We start from the raw sequence: 22,956 nt of genomic DNA, 5'->3' as shown, positions 1-22,956 counted from the left end.
GTAGAGGAGTTTCAAATTAATTTACCGATATCAAAAATTAACTGTGAGAATATTAGTTATCCGGTCCTAATAAAGCCTATTGATAATACTGCTGGTCGAGGGATTAGCATATGCTCTAATATCGATGAACTTACTAAGAATTTTGAAAAATCTTTAAGTTATTCCCCAAGCAAACAGGTCATTGTAGAAAGATATATGCCTTGGAAAGAAGCCACTATTTTTTATACAGCACAAGATGGTAATATATTTCTAACAGCTATTGCTGACCGTCATATGAAAAACAGCCAAAATAATTCAATACCACTCCCAGTAGCCTATACATTCCCTTCAGAATATTTGGAAGATTATATTGATGCTTTAGATAGTAAAGTTATTAATATGTTTAAATCTATTGGTATACAAAATGGGCTGATATTTATTCAGTCATTTGTTAAAGATGGAAAATTCGTTTTTTATGAAATGGGATTTCGTCTCACAGGTTCATTAGAATATCATGTTTTATCAAAAACAAATAATATTAATATATTAGAGCATTTAATTCATTTTGCAATTACGAGTAAAATGAGTGACAATCCTTTTTATAATAAGATTGTTCCATATCCAGAGAAGTATGGAGGAAATATAACATTCCTTTTGAAACCTGGTGAAATTGGAAGAATTGATGGTGAAAGTGAAATATTGGAGTTACCAGAGGTAACTTCATGTTTTATATCCTATGAAGAAGGTGATGTAATTCCGGATCGCGCCGTTGGTACTTTATTGCAAGTTATTGCAAGAGTGTTTTTTGTGACCAACTCTAAGTTAGAGTTGATTAATGTAATGAATGCAATTCATGGTATTTTCAGAGTTTATTCTGAAGATGGTCAAAACATGCTTCTTAAAACTTTAGACACTAAGGAATTATTGAATTAGTGAAAAAGCATGCAGATATAGATGGGATACAAGACAAGGTACATCAACTGAGTGTTTTTGATACCTCAATTATAACAAATAATATAATTAAATGAATATGAGAAAAGTGATTATTTTAGGAGCGGGTGGAGCTGGTTCAGAGTTAACATTTTATATTGAAGATCACAATTCAAAAGTCGGGCCGGACGACAAAATAAAAATAGTAGGTTATATAGATGACTCGAAAAAATATTGGACAAAATACAAGTACAATGCCCCTCTTTTATGCAATATAGATTCATATACACCTAGTAAGGATGAAGAGGTATTGATTGCAGTAATGGAAATCAAATCTAGAAAGAAATTTATTGAAACTATGTTAAGAAAAAATGCCAAAATTGGTAGTTTTATTCACCATAGCGTCATAAAACCTGAAAATATGGAAATTGGTGTAGGTAATATAATTTTTCCTTTCTCTATCCTTGAAAAAAATGCCATCGTCGGAAATTATAATTTCCTTACTACTTATTGTTTTATTAGCCATGATTGCGTTGTAGGTGATAATAATTTCTTTTCAACGGCTGGTATAGCAGGATCAGTCAAAGTGGGTGATAATAATTATTTCGGAATTCGATCTACCGTAATCCCAGGTATAGAAATCGGAAGCAATAATGTCGTGCAAGCGGGAATGGTTGTCAATAAGAATGTAAAAGATGATACTACCGTTTTTTATAGATATAAAGAGCAGGTAATGGCAATTCCAAAACAATATTAATATATTCAAAAAAAATATTAACCAAATATTGTTTCCACGACAAATATAGCTTCACCATTACCTAAACTATCATTATCAAAAATGACATTTTCCCATCAAATGATTCGCTTATTTTTTATTGAACAACTGTATAGAGGCTTCACTATTTTAAGGAATGAGCCCTATCATCACAAGTAAAACAAACACTATTTTTTTTTGAAAATAAGCAACTATAAAATAACTTTAAGGAAAAATTGCTAATAAAAAATTAACCCTTTTTATGGTGTCTTGATGATTTAATTTGCTTTCCCCCTGGCGCTATTGTATTTACAAGACCAGTCTCTAGAGTTTTCCAAATAAAATTACCTAATCCTTTATCTTTATTTCTTTCAAAATCCATAATCACTTCTCTTGCTTGTTTTTTATGCTTTGGATTTGATTTATGAATTAATGTATTAACAGTCCATGATAAAAACTTATTTTTTTCTAAGCTATGAGATTTAAAAACTTTTGCTTCTAAATCATGGTAAAGCATGATCATCCTTCCAGTAGCTTTCACACTATTGGCTTCTCCATTAAAACTTAACCTATCAACTTCCCCACTTAAAACTTTCAAACCCATAACTGGAAAAAGAGCTCTGTCAAAATAATGCATTTGAGCAGTACCCATACCCCCTTTAAAATAAAAAGTATTACTAGTTCTTTTTAATGGGAAATTAGCTTGAAAAGTTACTTTACCAGCATTCATTAAAATTGCATCCATATTAAATTTTAACTGCTCGTTCGCCGATTCTATTAAAGAGTTAATATTTGAAATTTCTATATTAATTTTACTTATTGGAATTTTAATTGTTTGATTTTTACCTTTTAATTTTTCTTCAATTAATACATTACTATTTTTTACTATTAATTTTTTAATCAGTAATGGATGCTTTAGATTTTTTAATGCCACATGGGGAAGTATTTTGTTCTCTGAATTCTCACTAGGCTTATTTTTATCTTTAAATAAATTTAAATTCAATTGCGATATTTCTAAACTATCAATATAAAGTCCATCATTTTTAATAAGTTTTGATAGATTTAAATTATAAATACTTAAAGTGTCTAAAGAACCTTCGAACAGATTTTTTAAGTACGGATAATTATTTGCGAGTTTTGGCAATTCAATACTCGATTTAATATTAAAATCAGTAATGACAATTGGATTTGTATTTACACCATATGAAATTGAACCTATAAAAAAATCATATGGAGACCTATTAATTTCAAAATGTAAGTTTTCGATTTTCGAATTTTTATGACTTCGTTTAAGTTTAAATTTACCTAAACCACTAGAAACCATCTCCAAATAAGGTAATTCGAAATTTATTGGATTTAATTTTACTTCAATTTTTTTCGTTTCTGGATCAAATAATTGATAGTTAAAATTATTAAATACAATATGCTCTATTTGTAAACCATTTAAATTATTTAACTCTATCGAATCCAAATCAAAGTTAACTTTGGGGACCTTTTTTGTTTTTACTTTACTTATTTTGTATTGAAAAATGTTAACATCATTAAATGTGACTTCCTCAATAATTATTTTTTTTGTCAACGCAAAACTCAAAAGCCCTAAGCCCTTAAAACTAACTTCCTGAATACTTATATTTTCAGTTATATTATTTGATAAAGTATCTGATTTAACATCACTAAAACTTTCTCTCTTAAAATCGAATCGAATTCCTTCTAGAGTAATAGATTTACTAAATAAATTAGAATTAATATTATGAACTTTAATGGAATATTTTTGTGATTGATTATTTAAAATCAAATCTCTAATTTTCTGGTTAACTAGATTGGAAAAAAAATATTGACCAATAAGACCTATTACAAATATAATAAGCACTAATAAAAGTGATTTCAGTATTTTAATGGGCATTTTATATATGAAACTTTATGGCTATTTTAATGCGTTTTATAAACTTGTTTACGTTTTTTAAGTTGACGATCTAAATCACTTATCGTTTCTCTAACTGACACTTCAAAGTTACGCTCATTTGCAGTCGCAAAAATTCTTGGTCCAGGTAAACTCAATTCTATATTACAAATTTTGCCATCATTATGATCTTTTTCATCTTGCTTAAAGTTTACCGAGGCATTTATTAAAAACTCATATCTGTTAAACAATTTTTCTAATTTCTCTTTTGTGAAAGCTGAAAGTGTATCACTTACATCGACACCTACGTATTGAATGTTTACTGTCATATTCGTTCTCTTTTAATTTTTAAATTCTATCCTAATATACAAGTTTTTTGAATAACTAAAAGTAACAAAAATCATAAAATGATGATAATTTTTTCTTTTTAAAATTAAATATCTTCTATTTCATTTAAAATCAATTAACAGTACTTTTGAAATTACAAATTATAAATATATGGATCTCGTTTTTGCAACTAACAACTTAAATAAACTGAAAGAAGTTCAGGCATTAATCCCATCAAGCATTAAGCTGATTAGTCTAAAAGATATTGGCTGTTTTGAGGACATTCCTGAGACACAAAATACTATTGAAGGAAACGCTATTCAAAAAGCGGAATACATAAAAAAATATTATGGTTATGATTGTTTTGCAGATGACACGGGTCTTGAAGTTGAAGCATTAAATGGTGCTCCTGGTGTATATTCTGCTCGTTATGCCGGTGAGCAGCGTGACACCCATGACAACATGAATAAATTATTAGATGAATTGGCTAATACCGAAAACAGAAACGCTCAATTTAAAACAGTAGTTGCGCTTCACTTAAACAATAAATTTCAAACGTTTAATGGAATTTGCAAAGGAAGCATTACTAAAACTAAACATGGCAAAAAAGGTTTTGGTTACGATCCTATTTTTAAACCAAATGATTATGATATGACATTTGCTGAAATGGAATTAAACTTAAAAAATAAAATAGGACATCGAGGAAAAGCTGTTTCGAAATTGGTTGATTTCTTAAAAACTATTCAAACAAAAATTTAGTAATAAAAAATAAAAATCAGGTTGGCTGTTAATATTCTTTGTGTTACTTTTAATCTATGACAGAGGAAGCTATAGAAAAAGAGAATGCAGCCATTACTCAAGCCTACAAGGAATTACTAAAGGTAAGTTACACCACGCTTTCAAAAGAAGACATAAAATTAATCCGCAGTGCTTTTGAAGTTGCTTTAGACGGTCACAAAGACCAACGCAGAAAATCTGGAGAAGCTTATATTTTCCATCCATTAGCTGTTGCTAAAATTGTGGCTCAAGAAATTGGTTTAGATGCGACGTCTATCGCAGCTGCTCTGCTTCATGATGTGGTTGAAGATAGCCCTGATTATGAAATAAAGGACATTGAAAAACGCTTTGGTAAAACCATTGCAACTATTGTTGATGGGCTTACAAAAATATCATCCTTAAGTAAGGAAAAGGATATGGACGTGTCTTTACAAGCAGAGAACTTCCGTAAAATGCTTCTAACACTTAATGATGATGTTAGGGTAATTATTATCAAAATTGCAGACAGACTCCATAATATGCAAACCATGGACTCGATGCGCCCTGATAAACAGATTAAAATCGCATCTGAAACGTTATATATTTATGCCCCTTTAGCCCATAGGATTGGACTTTACAATATAAAAAGTGAACTTGAAGATTTAGGTTTAAAATATACTGAACCTGATGTTTACAAAGATATTTTTGACAAGATAAAGGAAAGCAAAGAAGAACAAGATAATTACATTGTCCAATTTAGTGATGTTATAAAAAACTCACTCGACAAAGAGAATCTCAGTTACACTATAACAGGGAGACCAAAATCTATTTTTTCAATTCGAAAAAAAATGATAGATCAAGGAGTTTCTTTTGATGAAGTTTACGATAAGTTTGCTATTCGAATTATTTACAAAAGCGATTCAGACCCTCAAAATGAGAAATTCATAGCTTGGAAAATTTATTCAATTGTAACAGATCATTTTAGACCAAACCCAATTAGATTACGAGATTGGATATCCTCTCCGAAATCTACAGGTTATGAAGCTTTACATATTACAGTAATGGGCCCAAAAGGCAGATGGGTTGAGGTTCAAATACGCAGTGAAAAGATGCATGAAATAGCAGAAAAAGGCTATGCAGCACACTACAAATACAAGCAAGTCAGCGAAAAAGAAGATAATCTAGAAAGCTGGATTAATAGACTGCAAGAAGCGCTTGAAGGATCAGACATGAACGCTGTTGATTTTGTTGAAGAGTTTAAATTAAACCTATACTCCAAAGAAATATTTGTATTTACACCCGGTGGAGATTTAAAATCGCTCCCAAAAGGAGCTACAGCGCTTGATTTTGCTTTCAGTATTCACACCGAAGTTGGTTTAAAAACGCGAGGTGCCAAAGTTAATGGCAAGCTAAAACCATTAAGTCATGCGTTAAAAAGTGGTGACCAGGTGGATATTATGACTTCTGAAAGCGTAAAACCAAACCCGAACTGGTTAGATTATACGACTACCGCTCGAGCGAGAAGTAAAATAAAATCAGCCCTTAAAGAAGATAAAAAACGTATTGGAGAAGATGGAAAAGAGATTCTTCGTCGTAAATTAAAACAACTAAAAATTACGCTTGATGAAAAAACCATTAATAAAATGGTTAATTATTTCAAACTAAAAACCAGTCTAGATTTATTTTATAGAATTGGAATTGGCTCTATTGATAATATCATGTTAAAAAATTATGCTTCTTCAAGAGGTAATGTTTTAATGAGTTATATCAAGAATAAAATATCCAGGAAACAAACTGTAACAAAAGAGGATTTAGGAAAACAAGAAGTTACTTTAAAATATGATTCTCTTGTTTTTAGTAAAGAAGAAGAAAAACTAGATTATAAACTGGCTAATTGTTGCAACCCCATACCTGGTGATAGTGTATTTGGTTTTTTAACGGTAAATGAAGGCATTAAAGTTCATAAAAAGAATTGCCCTAATGCGGTAAGTTTGCAATCTAATTATGCTTACAGAATCATGCCTGCAAAATGGATAGATTCTACACAACAAGAGTTTTTTGTGAAAATTGAAATTACAGGAATAGACCATATTGGTTTAGTAAACGATATTACCAACATTATTTCGGAAAACATGCTTGTAAACATGAAAAGCATAAGTTTTGAAAGTAATGACGGGCTTTTTTCTGGAAAAATTAATGTGGTTGTTAAGAACAACACTATAATAAAGAAGCTTTTAGATAAACTTAAAAAAATTAATGGTATCGATAAAGTAAGAAGAGTATAAGAAAAAATATATAATAGGCTAACAATGACTTTCTTCAGGCCTGTCTTGATGTTAAATCTCTAGTAATAAGTTTTATTATAACTGTGATTTTTACCTAAATACATAAAAATATATTCCAAATTATTTTAGATTGTTTTATATATTCTTTTGATATAAAAGTGTAAATTTGCGATGCAATTATGGACGGAAAGGCAGATTCAAAAAATCAAGAGATTGTTAAAAGCGTATTTACCAGCTTTTTAGAAAGCAACGGGCACCGCAAAACACCCGAACGCTACGCCATACTTCAGGAAATCTATAATAATACCGAGCATTTTGATATAGAATCCCTATATCTTAGTATGAAAAACAAAAAATATCGTGTATCTCGTGCAACGCTTTACAACACTATAGAACTACTTTTAGAATGTAAATTGGTTAGAAAACACCAATTTGGAAAAAATCAGGCACACTATGAAAAGTCATATTTTGATAGACAGCACGATCACGTTATTCTTACTGATACAGGGGAAGTTATTGAGTTTTGCGACCCACGAATTCAATCTATAAAAAAAACAATCGAAGAAGTTTTCGATATTGAAATAAATAACCACTCACTCTATTTTTACGGAAATAGAAAATCAACAACTAATAACTAATTTTTTACAATGGCAGTAGATTTACTACTAGGACTACAATGGGGAGACGAAGGCAAAGGAAAAATTGTTGACGTACTAACCTCAAACTATAATATTATAGCACGTTTTCAGGGTGGTCCAAATGCAGGACACACCTTAGTTTTTAATGGCAGAAAACATGTGTTACACACAATTCCTTCAGGGATTTTTCATGATGATGCTACTAATTTAGTAGGTAACGGTGTAGTAATTGATCCAGTGATTTTTAAAGGTGAACTTGATAAATTAGAAGAACAGGATGTAGATTATAGAAAATCTTTAATGATTTCTAGAAAAGCACATATTATTTTACCAACTCACAGATTGCTTGATGCTGCTAGTGAAGCTTCAAAAGGAAAAGCTAAAATTGGTTCTACTCTAAAAGGAATTGGACCAACATACATGGATAAAACCGGAAGAAACGGTATTCGTGTAGGTGATTTAGAATTAAGTGATTGGAAAGAAAAATATAGAGCTCTCGCTAATAAGCATGAATCTATGATTGCTTTTTATAATGTAGAAATTGAATATGATTTAAAAGAATTAGAAGAAGAATTCTTTAAAGCAGTGAAGGTTTTAAAATCTTTAAAATTTATTGATTCAGAAGAATACATTTATCAAGCACAAAAATCTGGACAAACTATTTTAGCAGAAGGCGCTCAAGGTTCTTTATTAGATATTGATTTTGGAACTTATCCATTTGTCACATCTAGTAATACAACAGCAGCTGGTGCATGCACTGGTTTAGGTGTTGCGCCAAATCAAATTGGAGATGTATTTGGAATTTTTAAAGCATATACAACTCGTGTTGGTTCTGGCCCGTTCCCTACGGAGTTATTTGATAAAGATGGTGAAATGATGGCTAAGATTGGCAATGAATTTGGTGCTACTACAGGTCGCCCAAGACGTTGCGGTTGGTTAGATTTAGTAGCTTTAAAATATGCGTGTCAAGTAAATGGTGTTACCCAACTTATGATGATGAAAGGCGACGTACTTTCTGGTTTTAAAACCTTGAAAGTTTGTACCGCTTATAAATACAAAGGTGAAGTTATTTCTCATTTACCATACAATATTGAACCTCAAAATGTAGAACCTATCTATTCTGATTTTAGTGGTTGGAATGAAGACTTAACTGAAATGTCTGAAGCGTCACAATTACCAAAAACATTAAATGAATACATTGAGTTTTTAGAAAAAGAATTAGAAATCCCTATAACCATAGTATCTGTTGGACCAGACAGAAAACAGACTATTTTTAGGAATAATTGATTTTCTTGAAATTCAAGGAATAAAAAAACGCTTCAAAATATTTTGGAGCGTTTTTTGTTTGAAAACAATTATACATTATAATTATCGTTATTTTTACGACAAACTTTTTACATTTTGAACAAACTACAAGCTCTATTTTTTATTCTGTTAATTGGTTTTGTATCAACTATTGATTTAAATGCGCAATCAAAAAAGCAAATTCAAATTGAATATGCTGGTAAATTAACTATTGATGAAGAGAATTACCCTGGAGCCAAAATATTAACTCGAGATGATGCCGAACAAGTTCATATTGAACATGGTGGCGCAAACTTGTGGTGCGACAAAGCCATACATTATAGTAAAGAAAATTTCATTGAAGCTTATGGAAATGTCATCTTAAAGCAAGGTGATACTATAAACATGACTTCAAAATACATTGAATATAGTGGCATTACTGAATTTGCTTTTGCAAGTGGCGATGTCGTTATGAAAGACCAAAATTCGACTATTTCTTCTGATACCCTATACTTTGACCGAGCTAAAGAACAAGCCTATTATAGAAGTGGTGGTAATGTTGTAAAAGATTCATCTGGCACAATTACTAGTATGATAGGAAGGTATTACATGAATCTTAAAAAATATCAGTTTGTTGAAGACGTGGTGTTAGTAAGTGATGAAACTACAATAAATTCAAATTACTTTGATTTTTATTCTGATACTGGTTATGCTTATCTTTTTGGCCCTTCAACGATAACCACAGAAACTAGTAAAACATATTGCGAAAAAGGGTTTTATGATACTGAAAACAAAATTGGTTATGCACTTAAAAAAGCAAGAATTGATTATGACAATAGAATTGTTGAGGGTGATAGTTTATACTTTGATAACAATTCAAGTTTTGCTTCAGCAACAAATAATATAACAGTAACAGACACAATAAACAATAGTGTTGTAAAAGGGCATTACGCTGAAGTGTTTAAGGAAAAAGACTCTTTATTTATTACAAAACGCGCTTTGGCTATAACTGTTCAAGAGAAAGATTCTGTTTATATACACGCTGACAAGATTATGGTTACTGGTAAGACAGACAACCGTATTATTAAAGCATATTATAATGCTAAAATTTTTAAAAGGGATTTAAGCGGTAAATCAGACTCAATTCATTCAGATCAAAATACAGGTGTCACTAAATTATTAAATCTTCCAGCTTTATCTTCGGGAGATAAGTTTTCTGTTATACAAAAACCCATTCTTTGGAATTTAGGAAATCAAATGACAGGTGATACTATTCATTTACTATCTAATAAAGAAACAGAAAAAATTGACTCACTTCTTGTTTTTGATAATGCTTTTATTATCAGCAAGGACACCATCAGTAAAAACGGATATAATCAAATTTCTGGTAAACGGTTAGTTGGATTATTTGATGAAGAAAATCGATTAAAGCAAGTTGATGTTACCAAAAATGCAGAATCTATTTTCTATGCTAGAAATGACAAACAAGAACTTATTGGTATTGATAAGTCAAAATCTGGTAGCATTACCATTTTATTTGACGATGGAGATATTGATGAATATACGAGATATAATCAAATTGACGGGAATTTATATCCTGAATCTAAATTCCCAGAAAAAGAAAGAATTCTTAAAGGTTTTGATTGGCGAGAAGAAGAACGACCAAGAAGTGTTGACGATTTATTTAAAGATGATCCGCCTTTAGAGTTACCAATAATTAAAGGTTTGGATGATTACATACCACAAGAAGATTTTGTTGACGAAACTTTAATTAAAAGAATTAAGAAAGCTGATACCAAGGCAAAAATTAAAAAAGGTACCATTTCAAAAGCTTCAAGAAATTTACCAAAAAACACATTTAAAGCAAAAGGGGTTTCTAAAAATAAAACACTTCAAAAAAATAAACGAAAAAAATTCCTTCTTGAAAAACCACTACCAGAAAAATAGTTAACAATGAAGGCTGATTTTTTTAAATACCAAGCTCAAACTACACCACATCCTTTGGCTATGGAAATTTCTCATGCAAAAGGGGTATACATATTTGATACCAACAAAAAAAGATATTTAGATTTTGTTGCAGGAGTTTCAGCTTGTCCTTTAGGTCACAATCATCCAAAAGTTATAAGTGCCATAAAGAATCAGCTAGATAGCTATATGCATGTTATGGTTTATGGCGAATACATTCAAAAACCAGCTGTTGAACTTACAAAGCTATTAGCAAAACATCTGCCCGAATCATTAGAAAAAACGTATTTAACTAATTCTGGAACCGAAGCTATTGAAGGCGCATTAAAGTTAGCCAAAAGAGCAACAGGAAGAAGTGAAATTATTGCCGCTAACAAAGCATATCATGGCAGTACTATGGGGGCTTTAAGCATCATGGGGTATGAAGAACGAAAACAAGCATTCAGACCACTTTTGCCAGATGTTAAATTCATTAGCTTTAATAGTGAAGAAGATTTAGATCAAATAACAACTAGAACGGCTTGTGTTATTTTAGAAACTATACAAGGTGGTGCTGGGTTTATTGAACCAAAGGATGACTATTTAGAAAAAGTTCAAAATCAGTGCCATAAAGTTGGAGCGCTTTTAATTTTGGATGAAATACAACCAGGTATGGGACGTACTGGCAAACTTTTTGGTTTTGAAAACTACAACTGCCTACCAGATATTTTAGTTACAGGTAAAGGTTTAGGAGGCGGCATGCCTATTGGTGCTTTTACGGCATCTAGTAAATTAATGAATGTACTTCAAGACAATCCTAAGCTAGGGCATATAACAACCTTTGGTGGACACCCAGTTATTGCTGCATCGGCATTAGCGACTCTAAAAGAAATTACCGAAAGTAATTTAATGCAAGAAGCTCTAGAAAAGGAAGAACTTTTTAGAAAGCATCTCGTACATCCTTTAATTTCTGAAATAAGAGGTAGAGGACTTATGCTTGCTATTATTACTTCCTCTGAAACTATAACAAATTCTTTAATTCTTAAATCTCAAAACCGTGGTTTAATACTTTTTTGGTTGCTTTTTGAACCCAAAGCAGTAAGGATAACACCGCCTTTAAACATCTCAAATGTCGAAATCATCGAAGGGTGTCAGATAATTATTGCCATTTTAGACGAAATACTACATAACTAACACCTATTCAAAATACTTGAAATCAACACAATAGCAACTTAAATCTTCATAAATATACATATGTTGATTACTTTGTTAAAAACAATTGTTTGATCTTCAGTAAAAAAGCAAATAGAAGCTTAAATTTAGTCAAGTATAAACTTACAAATGTGCTTATGGAGTTTAGTCATAATGACAACAACAATTTGCCTCTTACCAAGTTTGAATCGATGTTAAAAACAAATCATGTTTTATTCTTCGATTCAGAAGAATTCGAAAACATTATTCACCATTACCTAAATCAAGGTAAAATAGCCTTAGCTAAAAAAGCGATTAAATTAGGTTTAGATCAGCATCCAACTTCTATTAATTTAAAACTTTTTAAAGTAGAAATTTATGTCTTTGAAGACAAACTTTCTGAAGCTGATAAACTCTTAAATGAATTGTATGTTATTAATCCTATGAATGAGGAAATATACATTCAGAAAGCTAATATTTTTTCGAAGAAAGATAATCATGAGCAAGCCATAGATGTACTTAAAAAAGCTTTAGAACTTACTGATGATGTTGTAGATATATATTCACTTATTGGCATGGAATATTTATTTCTAGATAAGTATGAAGATGCTAAAACTTATTTCATTAAATGTTTAGAGTCTGACACTAATGATTATTCTGCGCTTTATAATATTATTTACTGCTTTGAATTTTTAAATCAAAATGATGATGCTATATCTTATTTAAATCTGTTTTTAGATAAAAGCCCTTACTGTGAAGTGGCATGGCATCAATTAGGCAAACAATATTGCACTTTAAAAGATTATAATAAAGCATTAACATCTTTTGATTTTGCGATCATATCTGATGATACATTTGTTGGAGCATATCTTGAACGTGGTAAAGTATTAGAAAAACTTAAGCGTTATAAAGATGCCATTGAAAACTATACCATTACCTTAAAATTAGATGAACCAACTTCTTTTGCATTATTGCGTATTGGAATCTGTCACGAAAAATTAGGGAATGACGATTTAGCGATTCAGTACTACGACAGAACAGTTCATGAAGATCCTTTATTAGACAAAGGCTGGATTGCTATTACAAAGTTTTATAATAAAAAAAGCGACTATCAAAGAGCACTTTTCTTTATAAATAAAGCTATAAACATAGATTCTGAAAATGTTATTTATTGGAAATTATATGCTCAAATCAACCAACGATTAAAGTTCTATGAAGAAGCTGAACGCGGATACAAAAAAACTTTAGAGCTAGGTAATTACGAGTTAAATACTTGGTTAGATCGGGGAGACTTATTAATTAAATTAGGAGAACTAGAAGCCGCCATTTCTAACTTTGAGCAAGCTATTGATTTTTATCCTGAAAGTGCTGAATTAGAGTATCGTTTAGCAGGATCATATTTTACTTTAAAGGAACATGATAAAGCAACATTTTATCTTAAAAACGGCTTAAAACACAACGAAGACTATGCTTTTATTATTGAAGAACTCTTTCCTAAAGTTACAAAAGAATTACTAGTAAAAAATATACTTAAACAAATCTGTAAGTAAGTTTTCATATTCTTAGATAAATTTTTTTTTAGTGACCAAATGTATACCTTTGGAATTCATGTAAAATTAAAATATGCAAAGAAGTCTTAAAGATTACTTGATCATTTCACTTAAAGGATTAGCCATGGGAGCTGCAGATGCTGTACCAGGCGTTTCTGGAGGCACTATCGCCTTTATTTCTGGTATTTATGAAGAACTCATAACTTCAATTAGTAATGTAAATGGATCGCTTTTTAAAACACTTTTTAGTAAAGGCTTTAAAGCTTTTTGGGAACAAGTAAATGGTAGTTTTTTATTGGCACTTCTTTCTGGTATTATAATCAGTTTTGTATCGTTTATGAAACTAGCCAAATATTTACTTGAGCATCATCCCGTTTTAATTTGGTCATTCTTTTTTGGTCTTATTGTAGCCAGTATCTATTTTGTTGGAAAACAAATTACAAAATGGAATCTTGTTTCCATAATTGTATTAATTATTGGTGCAGGTATTGCATTTTACATAAGTAAATTACCCTCTTTAGGAACAAATGAAAGCCCATGGTTTCTATTTTTAGCTGGAGCTATAGCAATTTGCGCTATGATATTACCAGGTATTTCTGGCTCTTTTATTCTTATCATTCTTGGAGCATACAAGACACTTAGTAATGCCATTCATGACATTGATATTAAAAAAATTATGATTTTTGTAGTAGGAGCGCTATTAGGTATACTCAGCTTTAGCCATCTTCTAAAATGGCTTTTCAAACATTACCATAATGTTACTTTAGCCCTATTAACGGGTTTCATTTTTGGGTCGTTAAATAAAGTCTGGCCATGGAAAGAAACGTTAACATGGCATACCAACTCTAAAGGTATAAAATCTCCTTTGCTACAAGAAAGCGTATCACCTTTGTCATTTGATGGAGAAAATCAAATTCTACTTGCAGTAGTTTTAATGATTGTAGGGTTTTTAACTATTTTAATTTTGGAAAGGCTAGGTTCTAAAAAATAGGAATGGAAAGTACCAGAACACTTACAGATAAAATTTTTCTAATCTTAAAAGGATTAGGCATGGGGGCAGCAAATAAAGTTCCTGGAGTTTCTGGTGGGGTTGTGGCTTTTGTTGCTGGCTTTTATGAGGAGTTTATTTATTCGCTGAGAAAAGTAAATAAAAAAGCTTTTAAATTACTATTTAACGGTCGTTTTAAAAGTTTTTACCAATATATTAATGGTCGCTTTTTAGCTTTGTTATTCTTTGGGATGATTGTTAGTTATTTTAGTGTTTCGAAAGTTTTAGATTATTTAATAAAGCATTATGAACTTTATGTCTGGAGTGTTTTTTTTGGAATGATTATTGGCTCAATTTATTATATCAATAAAGACTTTAAAGATTGGAACTATAAAACGTATACATCTCTAGCCCTAGGAATCTTGTTAGGAGTCAGCATTAGTTTTTTAAATCCTGCAAAAGAAAATGATAATCTTTGGTTTGTTTTTTTCTGTGGAATCATTAGCGTTTCTGGTATGACTTTACCTGGTTTTTCTGGATCTTTCATCCTTATTATTTTAGGAAATTACGTCTTGCTTTTAGTCGATTCTGTAAATGCCCTATTTGATACCTTTTTTGAAATCATCAGTGGAGATTTTAGTTTTATTGAAAATAATGAACGATTAAGAATACTGAAAGTTTTAGTAGTTTTCACTTTAGGTTCCGTAACAGGTTTAGTTACCTTCTCACATGTGTTAAGTTATATTTTAAATCATTATAAAAGTATTACACTTTCTACAATTATAGGTTTTATTATAGGATCACTAGGTGTCGTATGGCCTTGGAAAAACACCATATACAAATTAAGGGATGACGGCAATTTTCTATTAGATTCAACAGGAGAAAAAATAATAGAAAATTATCAACGTTTTAGACCAGAATTAAATATTGAAACTTACTATGCTATTGGTTTCATTATTATAGGAATTGCTATAGTTTTGGCCTTAGAGTGGTACGGACAAAAAACAAGAAAAGTAACATGAACAAACTAGGCCTTTTAGGTAAAGATATATCTTATTCGTTTTCAAGAACATACTTTAAAAAAAAGTTTGAAAATGAAAATATTAAAAATACGTCTTATGAAAATTTCGATATTGACAATATTGATTTATTTCCGTCTATAATTAAAAACACTAAAGGTTTAAAAGGTCTTAATGTAACCATTCCATATAAAGAGCAAGTTATTCCGTTTCTAGATAAAGTTAATAAAAAAGCTAAAGCTATTGGAGCAGTAAATACGATACGAATAACAAAGACAGGAAAATTGGTAGGATATAACACAGATTGTTATGGATTTAAAAAAACACTGAAACCATTTATAAAATCGCATCATAAAAAGGCATTAATTTTGGGTACCGGCGGTGCTAGTAAAGCCATTGCGTATACTTTAGATGAAATGGGAATAACATATCAATACGTCTCTAGAAAATTATCTGATGGTGTTGGTTTTTCATATGAGACATTAACTGAAGATGATATTAGTGACAATCAAATTATTATCAACGCAACACCCTTAGGAACATTTCCTAATATTGAAGATTGTCCAAATATTCCATACCATGCTATAAATGAAAAACATATTCTTTTCGATTTAATCTATAACCCACAAGAAACTAAATTTTTAAAACTTGGAAACAAAAATCGAGCTACAACGATTAACGGGTTCCTTATGCTTGAGTTTCAAGCCGAGAAAGCTTGGTCTATCTGGAATCTAAAATAAAACTTCCATAGCACAATTAAAATCTTATAGTGCTTTGTAAATACTAGACTTGTTAGTATCTTTAATGCTTAAAGTAATTTTTACGAACCTTAACATTTTTTAAAATGTCTGATATTAATAAATCTGAAGAAGTAGACGGAACTGAAGAAGTAAATTCTAATGATAATTCCGCTCAATTAAATGACAATCAAAATACAGAAGATACATCTAGCGATGTAGACGTAATTGATGAATCTACTGAACCAGATCAGGGTATTGAAGAAGAAAATGTTGAAAACGCGCCTAGTGATGCTACAGAAACAACCGATGAAGCTACTGCAACAGATAAAACTATCCATAACGAAAAAATTGTGGACTCAGCAACTGCAGAAGAACACGATAAAGTCCTCAATGAAATAGAAGAATCAAACGCTGAAGACGCTGAAGATGAAGGCAATAAGGATAGACACACTATTGAAGTAAAAGCTTACGACACTATGTCTTTAGAAGCTCTAGTCATAGAGTTAGAAAAACTTTTAAAGAACGAAAAAGTTCAAGCTATTAAATCTCACATTGATGATATTAACTCAGAATTTAAAACAAAACTTCAAGCTTTAGTTGATGAAAAGAAAGAGGATTTCATAAATGAAGGAGGTAATGAAATAGACTTTCATTACTCCTCACCTGTTCAAAAAAGATATAAAGAAGCTTATAGACAATATAGAAAAAAGGTTAATGAGCATTACCAAGGTTTAGAAAAAAACTTAAAGCAAAATTTAGTCGATAAACTTGAAATCATAGAGGAATTAAAAGGCTTAATTAATGTTGAAGAAAATATTAATACAACCTATAAGCACTTTAAAGAATTACAAGAACAATGGAGAAATACCGGGCCTATTCCAAGAGATAAATACAATAATGCATGGAATAGTTATCACCACCATGTAGAACGGTTCTACGATTTTTTACATATCAATAGAGATTTACGCGATTTAGATTTTAAACATAATCTAGAAAAGAAATTATTAATCATTGAACGCGCTGAAGAGTTAGCTAAAGATGACGATATCATGCGTGCTTTTAGAGAGTTGCAAGAACTGCACAAAATGTGGAAAGAAGAACTTGGGCCAGTTGGTAGAGAACATCGAGAAGCTATTTGGGAACGTTTTAAAGTGGCTACAAAAACAATTAACGACAAACGCCAAGTCTATTACAAAGAAATAGATAAAGTTTACGAAAAAAATCTTGAGCATAAACTAGAGATTATTTTAAAAATTGAACAAATTGCTATTCAGGAAAACAGTTCTCATGGTGCATTGCAAAATAAAATCAAAGAAGTTGAAGTGCTCCGAGACGCATTCTTTAATGCTGGTAAAGTACCAATAAAAGTGAATGAAGCCACTTGGGCAAAATTTAAAGAATCTGTTAGGTTATTTAACAGAAAAAAGAATGTCTTTTATAAAGATCTAAAAAAAGACCAATATAAAAATCTACAGCTTAAGCTTGATTTAATAAAAATTGCTGAAGATAATAAAGAGAGTGATGACTTTGAATCTGTTACACCTTTAATGAAAAAGATTCAAGGTGACTGGAAAAAAATTGGTCATGTTCCTAGAAAAGACAGTGATAAAATCTGGAAGCGTTTTAAAGCGGCATGCAATCAATATTTTGATAGAATTCATGCCAAAAGAAACGCAGCAAGCGAAGAGCAAGTTGAAGCTTACAATAAAAAGAATGAATTTTTAAAAAGCTTAAAAGATTTAAAACTACCAGAAGACAAAAAAGAAGGGGTTGAAACCATAAAAGATCAAATTAAGCAATGGCAAAATTTAGGTCGTGTACCTAGTGATAAACGCTATATCGACGGGAAATTTCAAAAGATGATTGATAGCTTGTTAACAGATTTAAAAGTTGACAAAACTGAAGCGGAAATGATTAAGTACGAAAATAAGCTTGATAGTTTGAGTACTTCGGATGATTCTAGAAACTTAGATAATGAACACTCTTTTATTCGCAAAAAAATAGATGAAGTAAAAGGACAAATCAATCAACTAGAAAATAACTTGCAATTTTTCACAAATGTTGGTGAGGATAATCCTCTTGTAAAGGAAGTACATGGCAATATTAAAAATCATAAAGAAGCTTTAGACTTATGGAAAGCAAAACTTCAAAAGATTAAAAAGCTTTATTAATTTTATACTAACAATAGCTAGTTGTTAATACTAAAACATAATATAAAATACTATGTAATTTGTTTTTTTGCACGCTAATTAATAATAAAGATTTATATGGATAAAATGAATATTTATTAGACTTTCTAATTTTTAAATAATGTTTAAAACAAACAACAATATTATAAAGCCTAAAGGTTTTTAGCCTCTTCCCAAAATACATCCATTTCAGCTAAAGTCATATCTGTAAGTTGTTTATTTAATCCTTTCGCTTTACTTTCTAAATATTGAAAACGTTTAGTGAATTTTTTATTGGTACGTTCTAAAGCATTCTCTGGATTGATGTTTAAAAAGCGCGCATAGTTTACCATAGAAAATATGACATCTCCAAATTCGCTTTCCATTTTATCTTGATTGCCAGACTGTACCTCAACTTTAAACTCGTTTAACTCCTCTTCTACTTTTTCCCAAACTTGGCTTGGCTCTTCCCAGTCAAAACCAATGCCTGCAACTTTTTCTTGAATTCTATTAGCTTTTACTAAAGCAGGCAAACTTTTTGGTACACCTTCTAGAACGCTTGTTTTCCCTTCTTTAAGTTTTAAATTTTCCCAATTTCTTTTTACATCTTCTTCATTTTCCACTTTAACATCACCGTAAATATGTGGATGTCTATGTATTAATTTTTCACAAATACTGTTACATACATCGGCAATATCAAAATCCTTGGATTCGCTTCCTATCTTGGAATAAAATACAATATGCAAGAGCACATCGCCAAGTTCTTTTTTAACCTCTTCTAAATCCTTATCTAGAATAGCATCACCCAATTCATAAGTCTCCTCAATAGTAAGATGGCGTAGGGTTTCCATGGTTTGTTTTTTATCCCACGGACACTGCTCACGTAACTCATCCATTATGGTTAATAATCTATCAAATGCCTTTAGTTGGTTTGTTCTGGAATTCATTTTTAAAATTTTTGTAAAAGTACGATATTTGATTTTTTTGAAATGAAAATATTGACTTCAATAATAGCTTTAAGCGTTATTAGTATACTTTACAACTTTCTATAATTCAGACAAGTTCTCTTGGCGCTCGCTATATATTTTTTGTTTAAAAATCACATAAATTAATAAAGGCAATATATCTGATAACTTGACTTTGTCATAAAATTTAGCTACCTTTTAGGTACAGAACATTGGTAATCATCACCATAAATGAAAAAGGCAATTATTATTGGAGCATCTACAGGTATTGGACGTGCCTTAGCAAGAGTACTATTGAATAACAATTATAAAGTAGGCATAACAGGTATAGAAAAAAATATTCTAAAAGAATTAAATCATATCTCCAATACTAATTTAAGTGTCAAATATTTGGATTGTGCGTCTCATGGAAACTCTAAAGTCATTAATGATTTAATAAACTGGTTAGGTGGCCTAGATTTGTTAGTTTTTTCTGCTGGAATTGGGCATTTGGACAAAAATCTAGGTTTTGAAATAGAAAATGAGGCTAATCAATTAAATGTTTTAGGTTTTACAGAAATAGCCGATAAAGCTTACAAGTATTTTGAAAGTAAACAACATGGGCACTTTGTGACTATTACTTCAATAGCTGGTCTTAGAGGAAATAGAATAGCCCCTGCATATCATGCGGCTAAATCATACCAAATAAGTTATTTACAAGGCCTAAGACAGAAGGCGGAAAAATCAAATCTTTCCATAACTATAACCGATATAAGACCTGGTTTTGTAGATACAGGACTTGTAAACAAAAAACACTTTTGGATGGCTCCAAAAGAAAAAGCAGCTCAACAAATTTTTAATATTATTAAAAAAAAACAAACTGTTGGATATGTAACAAGGCGATGGTATATAATTGCATTAATCTTAAGAATTATACCTAACTGGATTTATAATCGGGTTTGACTACCAGTTGCCAATAACGTTTAATATTAATTGTAATAAAACAACCTAAACAGTCTTAAAACGTAGTTTAATAAGACGTTAAACATACCATCCAAAAATAAATTAAATTTCAATTTAAACACCAATCAACTGACGAATAATTACTTTAGGGATCGAAGGGTTATACTGCGAACACCGCAGGATAATTGATGGGTGTCTCCGCATAAGAGTAGCGATTATTGAAAGCAAAACCCTTCGGTAATACTGAAAAATAGTACTTTTGTGAATAAAAAAATCCAGCTTTAAAGCTGGATTTTTAAATATATAATTATGGAAAACTATGCGTTCTGTTTCTTAATCAAATTAAGCGCAGAACCTTCGTTATACCACACAATTTGTGCATCATTATAAGTATGATTCAATTTAATAATATCTTTAGATCCATCTTCATGAACTGCCTCTAGCGTTAATTGCTTTCCTGGAGCAAACTCGTTTAAATCTACAAAATTAAATGTATCATTCTCTTGAATTAAATCGTAATCGCTTTCATTAGCAAACGTTAACCCTAACATCCCTTGTTTTTTAAGGTTCGTTTCATGAATACGTGCAAAAGATTTTACGATAACCGCTGCTACACCTAAATGCCTTGGTTGCATTGCAGCATGTTCACGAGAAGAGCCTTCTCCGTAGTTATGATCTCCAACTACTATGGTATTTATCCCTGCTTTTTTATACTCACGTTGCACATCTGGAACTCCTCCGTAATCACCAGTCAATTGGTTTTTAACAAAATTTGTTTTTTCGTTATATGCATTAATAGCACCAATTAAAGTATTGTTTGCAATATTATCTAAATGTCCTCTAAAACGTAACCATGGACCAGCCATAGAAATATGATCGGTTGTACATTTTCCAAGAGCCTTAATTAATAATTTAGCACCATTGATTGTACTCCCTAAAGGTTGGAAAGGTGTTAATAATTGTAAACGCTCTGAATCATCCTTTACTGATACTTGAACACGGCTACCATCTGCTTCTGGCGCAAGATACCCGTTATCTTTTACCTCAAAACCTTTTGGGGGTAATTCCCATCCTGTCGGTTCATCAAACATGACTTCATCGCCGTTTTCATTAATTAACTTATCTGTTAATGGATTGAAATCTAAACGACCCGCAACGGCAATTGCAGCTGTTAATTCTGGAGATGCCACGAAGGCATGCGTATTAGGATTACCATCAGCACGCTTAGCAAAGTTTCTATTAAAAGAATGTACTATACTATTTTTTGGTGCGTTTTTAGGGTCACTATACCTCGCCCATTGCCCAATACAGGGACCACAAGCATTAGTAAATATTTTAGCGTCTAAGTTTTCAAAAATTCCAAGGATGCCATCACGTTCTGCTGTGAAGCGTACTTGTTCAGAACCAGGGTTAATTCCTAATTCTGATTTCATTTTTAAACCTTTATCTAAAGCTTGTTGTGCAATTGATGATGCACGTGATAAATCTTCGTATGAAGAGTTTGTACAAGAACCTATCAATCCCCATTCTACTTTTATTGGCCAATCATTAGCTTTTGCTTTCTCTGTCATCGCAGATCCTACTTCAGTAGATAAATCTGGAGTAAAAGGTCCATTTAATAATGGTCCTAATTCAGATAAATTAATTTCAATAACTTGATCAAAATACTGTTCTGGATTTGCATACACTTCTGCATCTGCAGTTAAATGTTGTTTTACTTCATTCGCTGCATCAGCGACATCTGCTCTATCTGTAGCACGCAAATAACGTTCCATCGATTCATCATAGCCAAATGTTGAAGTTGTTGCTCCTATTTCAGCTCCCATATTACAGATTGTTCCTTTTCCTGTACAAGACATTGAAGTTGCTCCAGGGCCAAAATATTCAACAATAGCTCCTGTTCCTCCTTTTGCAGTAAGAATTCCAGCTACTTTTAAAATCACATCTTTGGGTGCAGTCCAACCAGATAGTTTACCTGTTAACTTAACACCTATTAATTTTGGGAATTTAAGTTCCCAAGCCATACCTGCCATAACATCTACAGCATCAGCACCACCAACACCAATAGCTACCATACCTAATCCACCAGCATTTACTGTATGTGAATCTGTACCAATCATCATTCCTCCAGGAAATGCATAATTTTCTAAAACTACTTGATGAATAATACCAGCTCCCGGCTTCCAAAAACCAATACCATATTTATTTGAAACTGACTCTAAGAAATTAAAAACTTCGCTACTTACATTATTAGCGTGTTTTAAATCTGTCGCTGCTCCTTCTTTAGCCTGAATCAAGTGATCACAATGAACAGTTGTAGGAACAGCTACTTTAGTTTTTCCTGCTTGCATAAACTGCAATAAAGCCATTTGAGCTGTTGCATCTTGACATGCAATTCTATCTGGCGCAAAATCAACATAGTCCTTTCCTCTTACAAATGCTTTTGAAGGATTACCATCCCATAAATGAGAATATAAAATCTTTTCAGATAATGTTAATGGTTTCCCTACAATTTCACGAGCTTTATCTACGCGATCAGCCATTTTGGTGTAAACACCTTTTATCATATTGATGTCAAATGCCATAAAATATATTT

General features: G+C 31.2%; 18 protein-coding genes and 1 pseudogene. 15 read left to right on the top strand and 4 right to left on the bottom strand.

The window, feature by feature from the left end:
• The 3 genes and pseudogenes from QZ260_RS01850 to QZ260_RS01840 form a co-directional block, all read left to right on the top strand.
• Positions 1-912, top strand: a 912-nt coding sequence (locus tag QZ260_RS01850) for an ATP-grasp domain-containing protein (protein ID WP_295982118.1), incomplete at its 5' end; no start/stop codon positions are given.
• 91 nt (positions 913-1,003) lie between these two features.
• Positions 1,004-1,666: an acetyltransferase gene (locus QZ260_RS01845; protein ID WP_295982114.1), complete on the top strand. Its 663-nt coding sequence runs from the start codon at positions 1,004-1,006 to the stop codon at positions 1,664-1,666.
• A 63-nt stretch (positions 1,667-1,729) separates the two neighbouring features.
• A pseudogene (locus tag QZ260_RS01840) lies at positions 1,730-1,843 on the top strand (23S rRNA (pseudouridine(1915)-N(3))-methyltransferase RlmH); the annotation flags it as partial.
• A gap of 70 nt (positions 1,844-1,913) precedes the next feature.
• Here the strand turns inward: QZ260_RS01840 and QZ260_RS01835 are convergent.
• Positions 1,914-3,458, bottom strand: coding sequence for a hypothetical protein (locus tag QZ260_RS01835; protein WP_295982112.1), 1,545 nt, complete (start codon positions 3,456-3,458; stop codon positions 1,914-1,916).
• Positions 3,459-3,592: 134 nt separating this feature from the next.
• On the bottom strand, positions 3,593-3,892 hold the full coding sequence (locus QZ260_RS01830; RefSeq protein ID WP_295982110.1) for an HPF/RaiA family ribosome-associated protein: 300 nt from the start codon (positions 3,890-3,892) through the stop codon (positions 3,593-3,595).
• A gap of 169 nt (positions 3,893-4,061) precedes the next feature.
• On the opposite strand from QZ260_RS01830, the gene QZ260_RS01825 reads away from it, so the two are divergent.
• The 11 genes from QZ260_RS01825 to QZ260_RS01775 all read left to right on the top strand — a co-directional run bounded on the left by QZ260_RS01825 (position 4,062) and on the right by QZ260_RS01775 (position 18,456).
• Positions 4,062-4,649 (top strand): non-canonical purine NTP diphosphatase, encoded by a 588-nt coding sequence (locus QZ260_RS01825; protein WP_295982107.1) that lies wholly within the window; start codon positions 4,062-4,064, stop codon positions 4,647-4,649.
• Positions 4,650-4,705: 56 nt separating this feature from the next.
• Positions 4,706-6,931, top strand: a complete 2,226-nt coding sequence (locus QZ260_RS01820) for a RelA/SpoT family protein (protein ID WP_295982105.1) — start codon at positions 4,706-4,708, stop codon at positions 6,929-6,931.
• A 179-nt stretch (positions 6,932-7,110) separates the two neighbouring features.
• A complete protein-coding gene (locus QZ260_RS01815) occupies positions 7,111-7,569 on the top strand; it encodes a transcriptional repressor (RefSeq protein ID WP_295982102.1) in 459 nt (152 codons plus the stop codon).
• Positions 7,570-7,578: 9 nt separating this feature from the next.
• On the top strand, positions 7,579-8,856 hold the full coding sequence (locus QZ260_RS01810; protein WP_295982099.1) for an adenylosuccinate synthase: 1,278 nt from the start codon (positions 7,579-7,581) through the stop codon (positions 8,854-8,856).
• Positions 8,857-8,970: 114 nt separating this feature from the next.
• Positions 8,971-10,800 carry an OstA-like protein gene (locus QZ260_RS01805; RefSeq protein ID WP_295982097.1) on the top strand — a complete coding sequence of 610 codons (1,830 nt, stop codon included), beginning with the start codon at positions 8,971-8,973 and terminating at the stop codon, positions 10,798-10,800.
• A gap of 6 nt (positions 10,801-10,806) precedes the next feature.
• Positions 10,807-11,991 carry an aspartate aminotransferase family protein gene (locus QZ260_RS01800; protein ID WP_295982095.1) on the top strand — a complete coding sequence of 395 codons (1,185 nt, stop codon included), beginning with the start codon at positions 10,807-10,809 and terminating at the stop codon, positions 11,989-11,991.
• Positions 11,992-12,146: 155 nt separating this feature from the next.
• Positions 12,147-13,538, top strand: coding sequence for a tetratricopeptide repeat protein (locus tag QZ260_RS01795; protein WP_295982094.1), 1,392 nt, complete (start codon positions 12,147-12,149; stop codon positions 13,536-13,538).
• Positions 13,539-13,611: 73 nt separating this feature from the next.
• Positions 13,612-14,529, top strand: coding sequence for a DUF368 domain-containing protein (locus tag QZ260_RS01790; protein WP_295982092.1), 918 nt, complete (start codon positions 13,612-13,614; stop codon positions 14,527-14,529).
• 2 nt (positions 14,530-14,531) lie between these two features.
• Positions 14,532-15,548 carry a DUF368 domain-containing protein gene (locus QZ260_RS01785; RefSeq protein ID WP_295982091.1) on the top strand — a complete coding sequence of 339 codons (1,017 nt, stop codon included), beginning with the start codon at positions 14,532-14,534 and terminating at the stop codon, positions 15,546-15,548.
• Positions 15,545-16,285 carry a shikimate dehydrogenase gene (locus QZ260_RS01780; protein ID WP_295982089.1) on the top strand — a complete coding sequence of 247 codons (741 nt, stop codon included), beginning with the start codon at positions 15,545-15,547 and terminating at the stop codon, positions 16,283-16,285. Before QZ260_RS01785 ends, QZ260_RS01780 begins: the two co-directional genes overlap by 4 nt.
• 104 nt (positions 16,286-16,389) lie before the next feature.
• Positions 16,390-18,456 (top strand): DUF349 domain-containing protein, encoded by a 2,067-nt coding sequence (locus QZ260_RS01775; RefSeq protein WP_295982088.1) that lies wholly within the window; start codon positions 16,390-16,392, stop codon positions 18,454-18,456.
• Positions 18,457-18,626: 170 nt separating this feature from the next.
• On the opposite strand, the gene mazG is transcribed toward QZ260_RS01775, so the two are convergent.
• Positions 18,627-19,400 carry a nucleoside triphosphate pyrophosphohydrolase gene (mazG, locus tag QZ260_RS01770; RefSeq protein ID WP_295982086.1) on the bottom strand — a complete coding sequence of 258 codons (774 nt, stop codon included), beginning with the start codon at positions 19,398-19,400 and terminating at the stop codon, positions 18,627-18,629.
• A gap of 249 nt (positions 19,401-19,649) precedes the next feature.
• Between mazG and QZ260_RS01765 the strand changes: the two genes are divergently transcribed.
• Positions 19,650-20,360: an SDR family NAD(P)-dependent oxidoreductase gene (locus QZ260_RS01765; protein ID WP_295982084.1), complete on the top strand. Its 711-nt coding sequence runs from the start codon at positions 19,650-19,652 to the stop codon at positions 20,358-20,360.
• Between the two features lie 317 nt (positions 20,361-20,677).
• On the opposite strand, the gene QZ260_RS01760 is transcribed toward QZ260_RS01765, so the two are convergent.
• Entirely contained in the window at positions 20,678-22,945 is a 2,268-nt protein-coding gene (locus tag QZ260_RS01760; protein WP_295982081.1) for an aconitate hydratase, read from the bottom strand.
• Positions 22,946-22,956: the final 11 nt, after the last annotated feature.

This window comes from uncultured Algibacter sp. (genome assembly GCF_905480415.1).
GTDB lineage: Bacteria > Bacteroidota > Bacteroidia > Flavobacteriales > Flavobacteriaceae > Algibacter_B.
Note: the sequence above shows the minus strand (reverse complement) of the source record. Positions and strands in the feature narration are given on the sequence as shown.

What these genes read in the sequence shown, in the direction of transcription:
- QZ260_RS01820 (WP_295982105.1), top strand. Translation starts at nt 4,706, where the DNA reads ATGACAGAGGAAGCTATAGAAAAAGAGAATGCAGCCATTACTCAAGCC.
- QZ260_RS01775 (WP_295982088.1), top strand. Translation starts at nt 16,390, where the DNA reads ATGTCTGATATTAATAAATCTGAAGAAGTAGACGGAACTGAAGAAGTA.
- QZ260_RS01845 (WP_295982114.1), top strand. Translation starts at nt 1,004, where the DNA reads ATGAATATGAGAAAAGTGATTATTTTAGGAGCGGGTGGAGCTGGTTCA.
- mazG (WP_295982086.1), bottom strand. Translation starts at nt 19,400, where the DNA reads ATGAATTCCAGAACAAACCAACTAAAGGCATTTGATAGATTATTAACC.
- QZ260_RS01760 (WP_295982081.1), bottom strand. Translation starts at nt 22,945, where the DNA reads ATGGCATTTGACATCAATATGATAAAAGGTGTTTACACCAAAATGGCT.
- QZ260_RS01790 (WP_295982092.1), top strand. Translation starts at nt 13,612, where the DNA reads ATGCAAAGAAGTCTTAAAGATTACTTGATCATTTCACTTAAAGGATTA.
- QZ260_RS01795 (WP_295982094.1), top strand. Translation starts at nt 12,147, where the DNA reads ATGGAGTTTAGTCATAATGACAACAACAATTTGCCTCTTACCAAGTTT.
- QZ260_RS01810 (WP_295982099.1), top strand. Translation starts at nt 7,579, where the DNA reads ATGGCAGTAGATTTACTACTAGGACTACAATGGGGAGACGAAGGCAAA.
- QZ260_RS01780 (WP_295982089.1), top strand. Translation starts at nt 15,545, where the DNA reads ATGAACAAACTAGGCCTTTTAGGTAAAGATATATCTTATTCGTTTTCA.
- QZ260_RS01815 (WP_295982102.1), top strand. Translation starts at nt 7,111, where the DNA reads ATGGACGGAAAGGCAGATTCAAAAAATCAAGAGATTGTTAAAAGCGTA.
- QZ260_RS01785 (WP_295982091.1), top strand. Translation starts at nt 14,532, where the DNA reads ATGGAAAGTACCAGAACACTTACAGATAAAATTTTTCTAATCTTAAAA.
- QZ260_RS01800 (WP_295982095.1), top strand. Translation starts at nt 10,807, where the DNA reads ATGAAGGCTGATTTTTTTAAATACCAAGCTCAAACTACACCACATCCT.
- QZ260_RS01825 (WP_295982107.1), top strand. Translation starts at nt 4,062, where the DNA reads ATGGATCTCGTTTTTGCAACTAACAACTTAAATAAACTGAAAGAAGTT.
- QZ260_RS01830 (WP_295982110.1), bottom strand. Translation starts at nt 3,892, where the DNA reads ATGACAGTAAACATTCAATACGTAGGTGTCGATGTAAGTGATACACTT.
- QZ260_RS01765 (WP_295982084.1), top strand. Translation starts at nt 19,650, where the DNA reads ATGAAAAAGGCAATTATTATTGGAGCATCTACAGGTATTGGACGTGCC.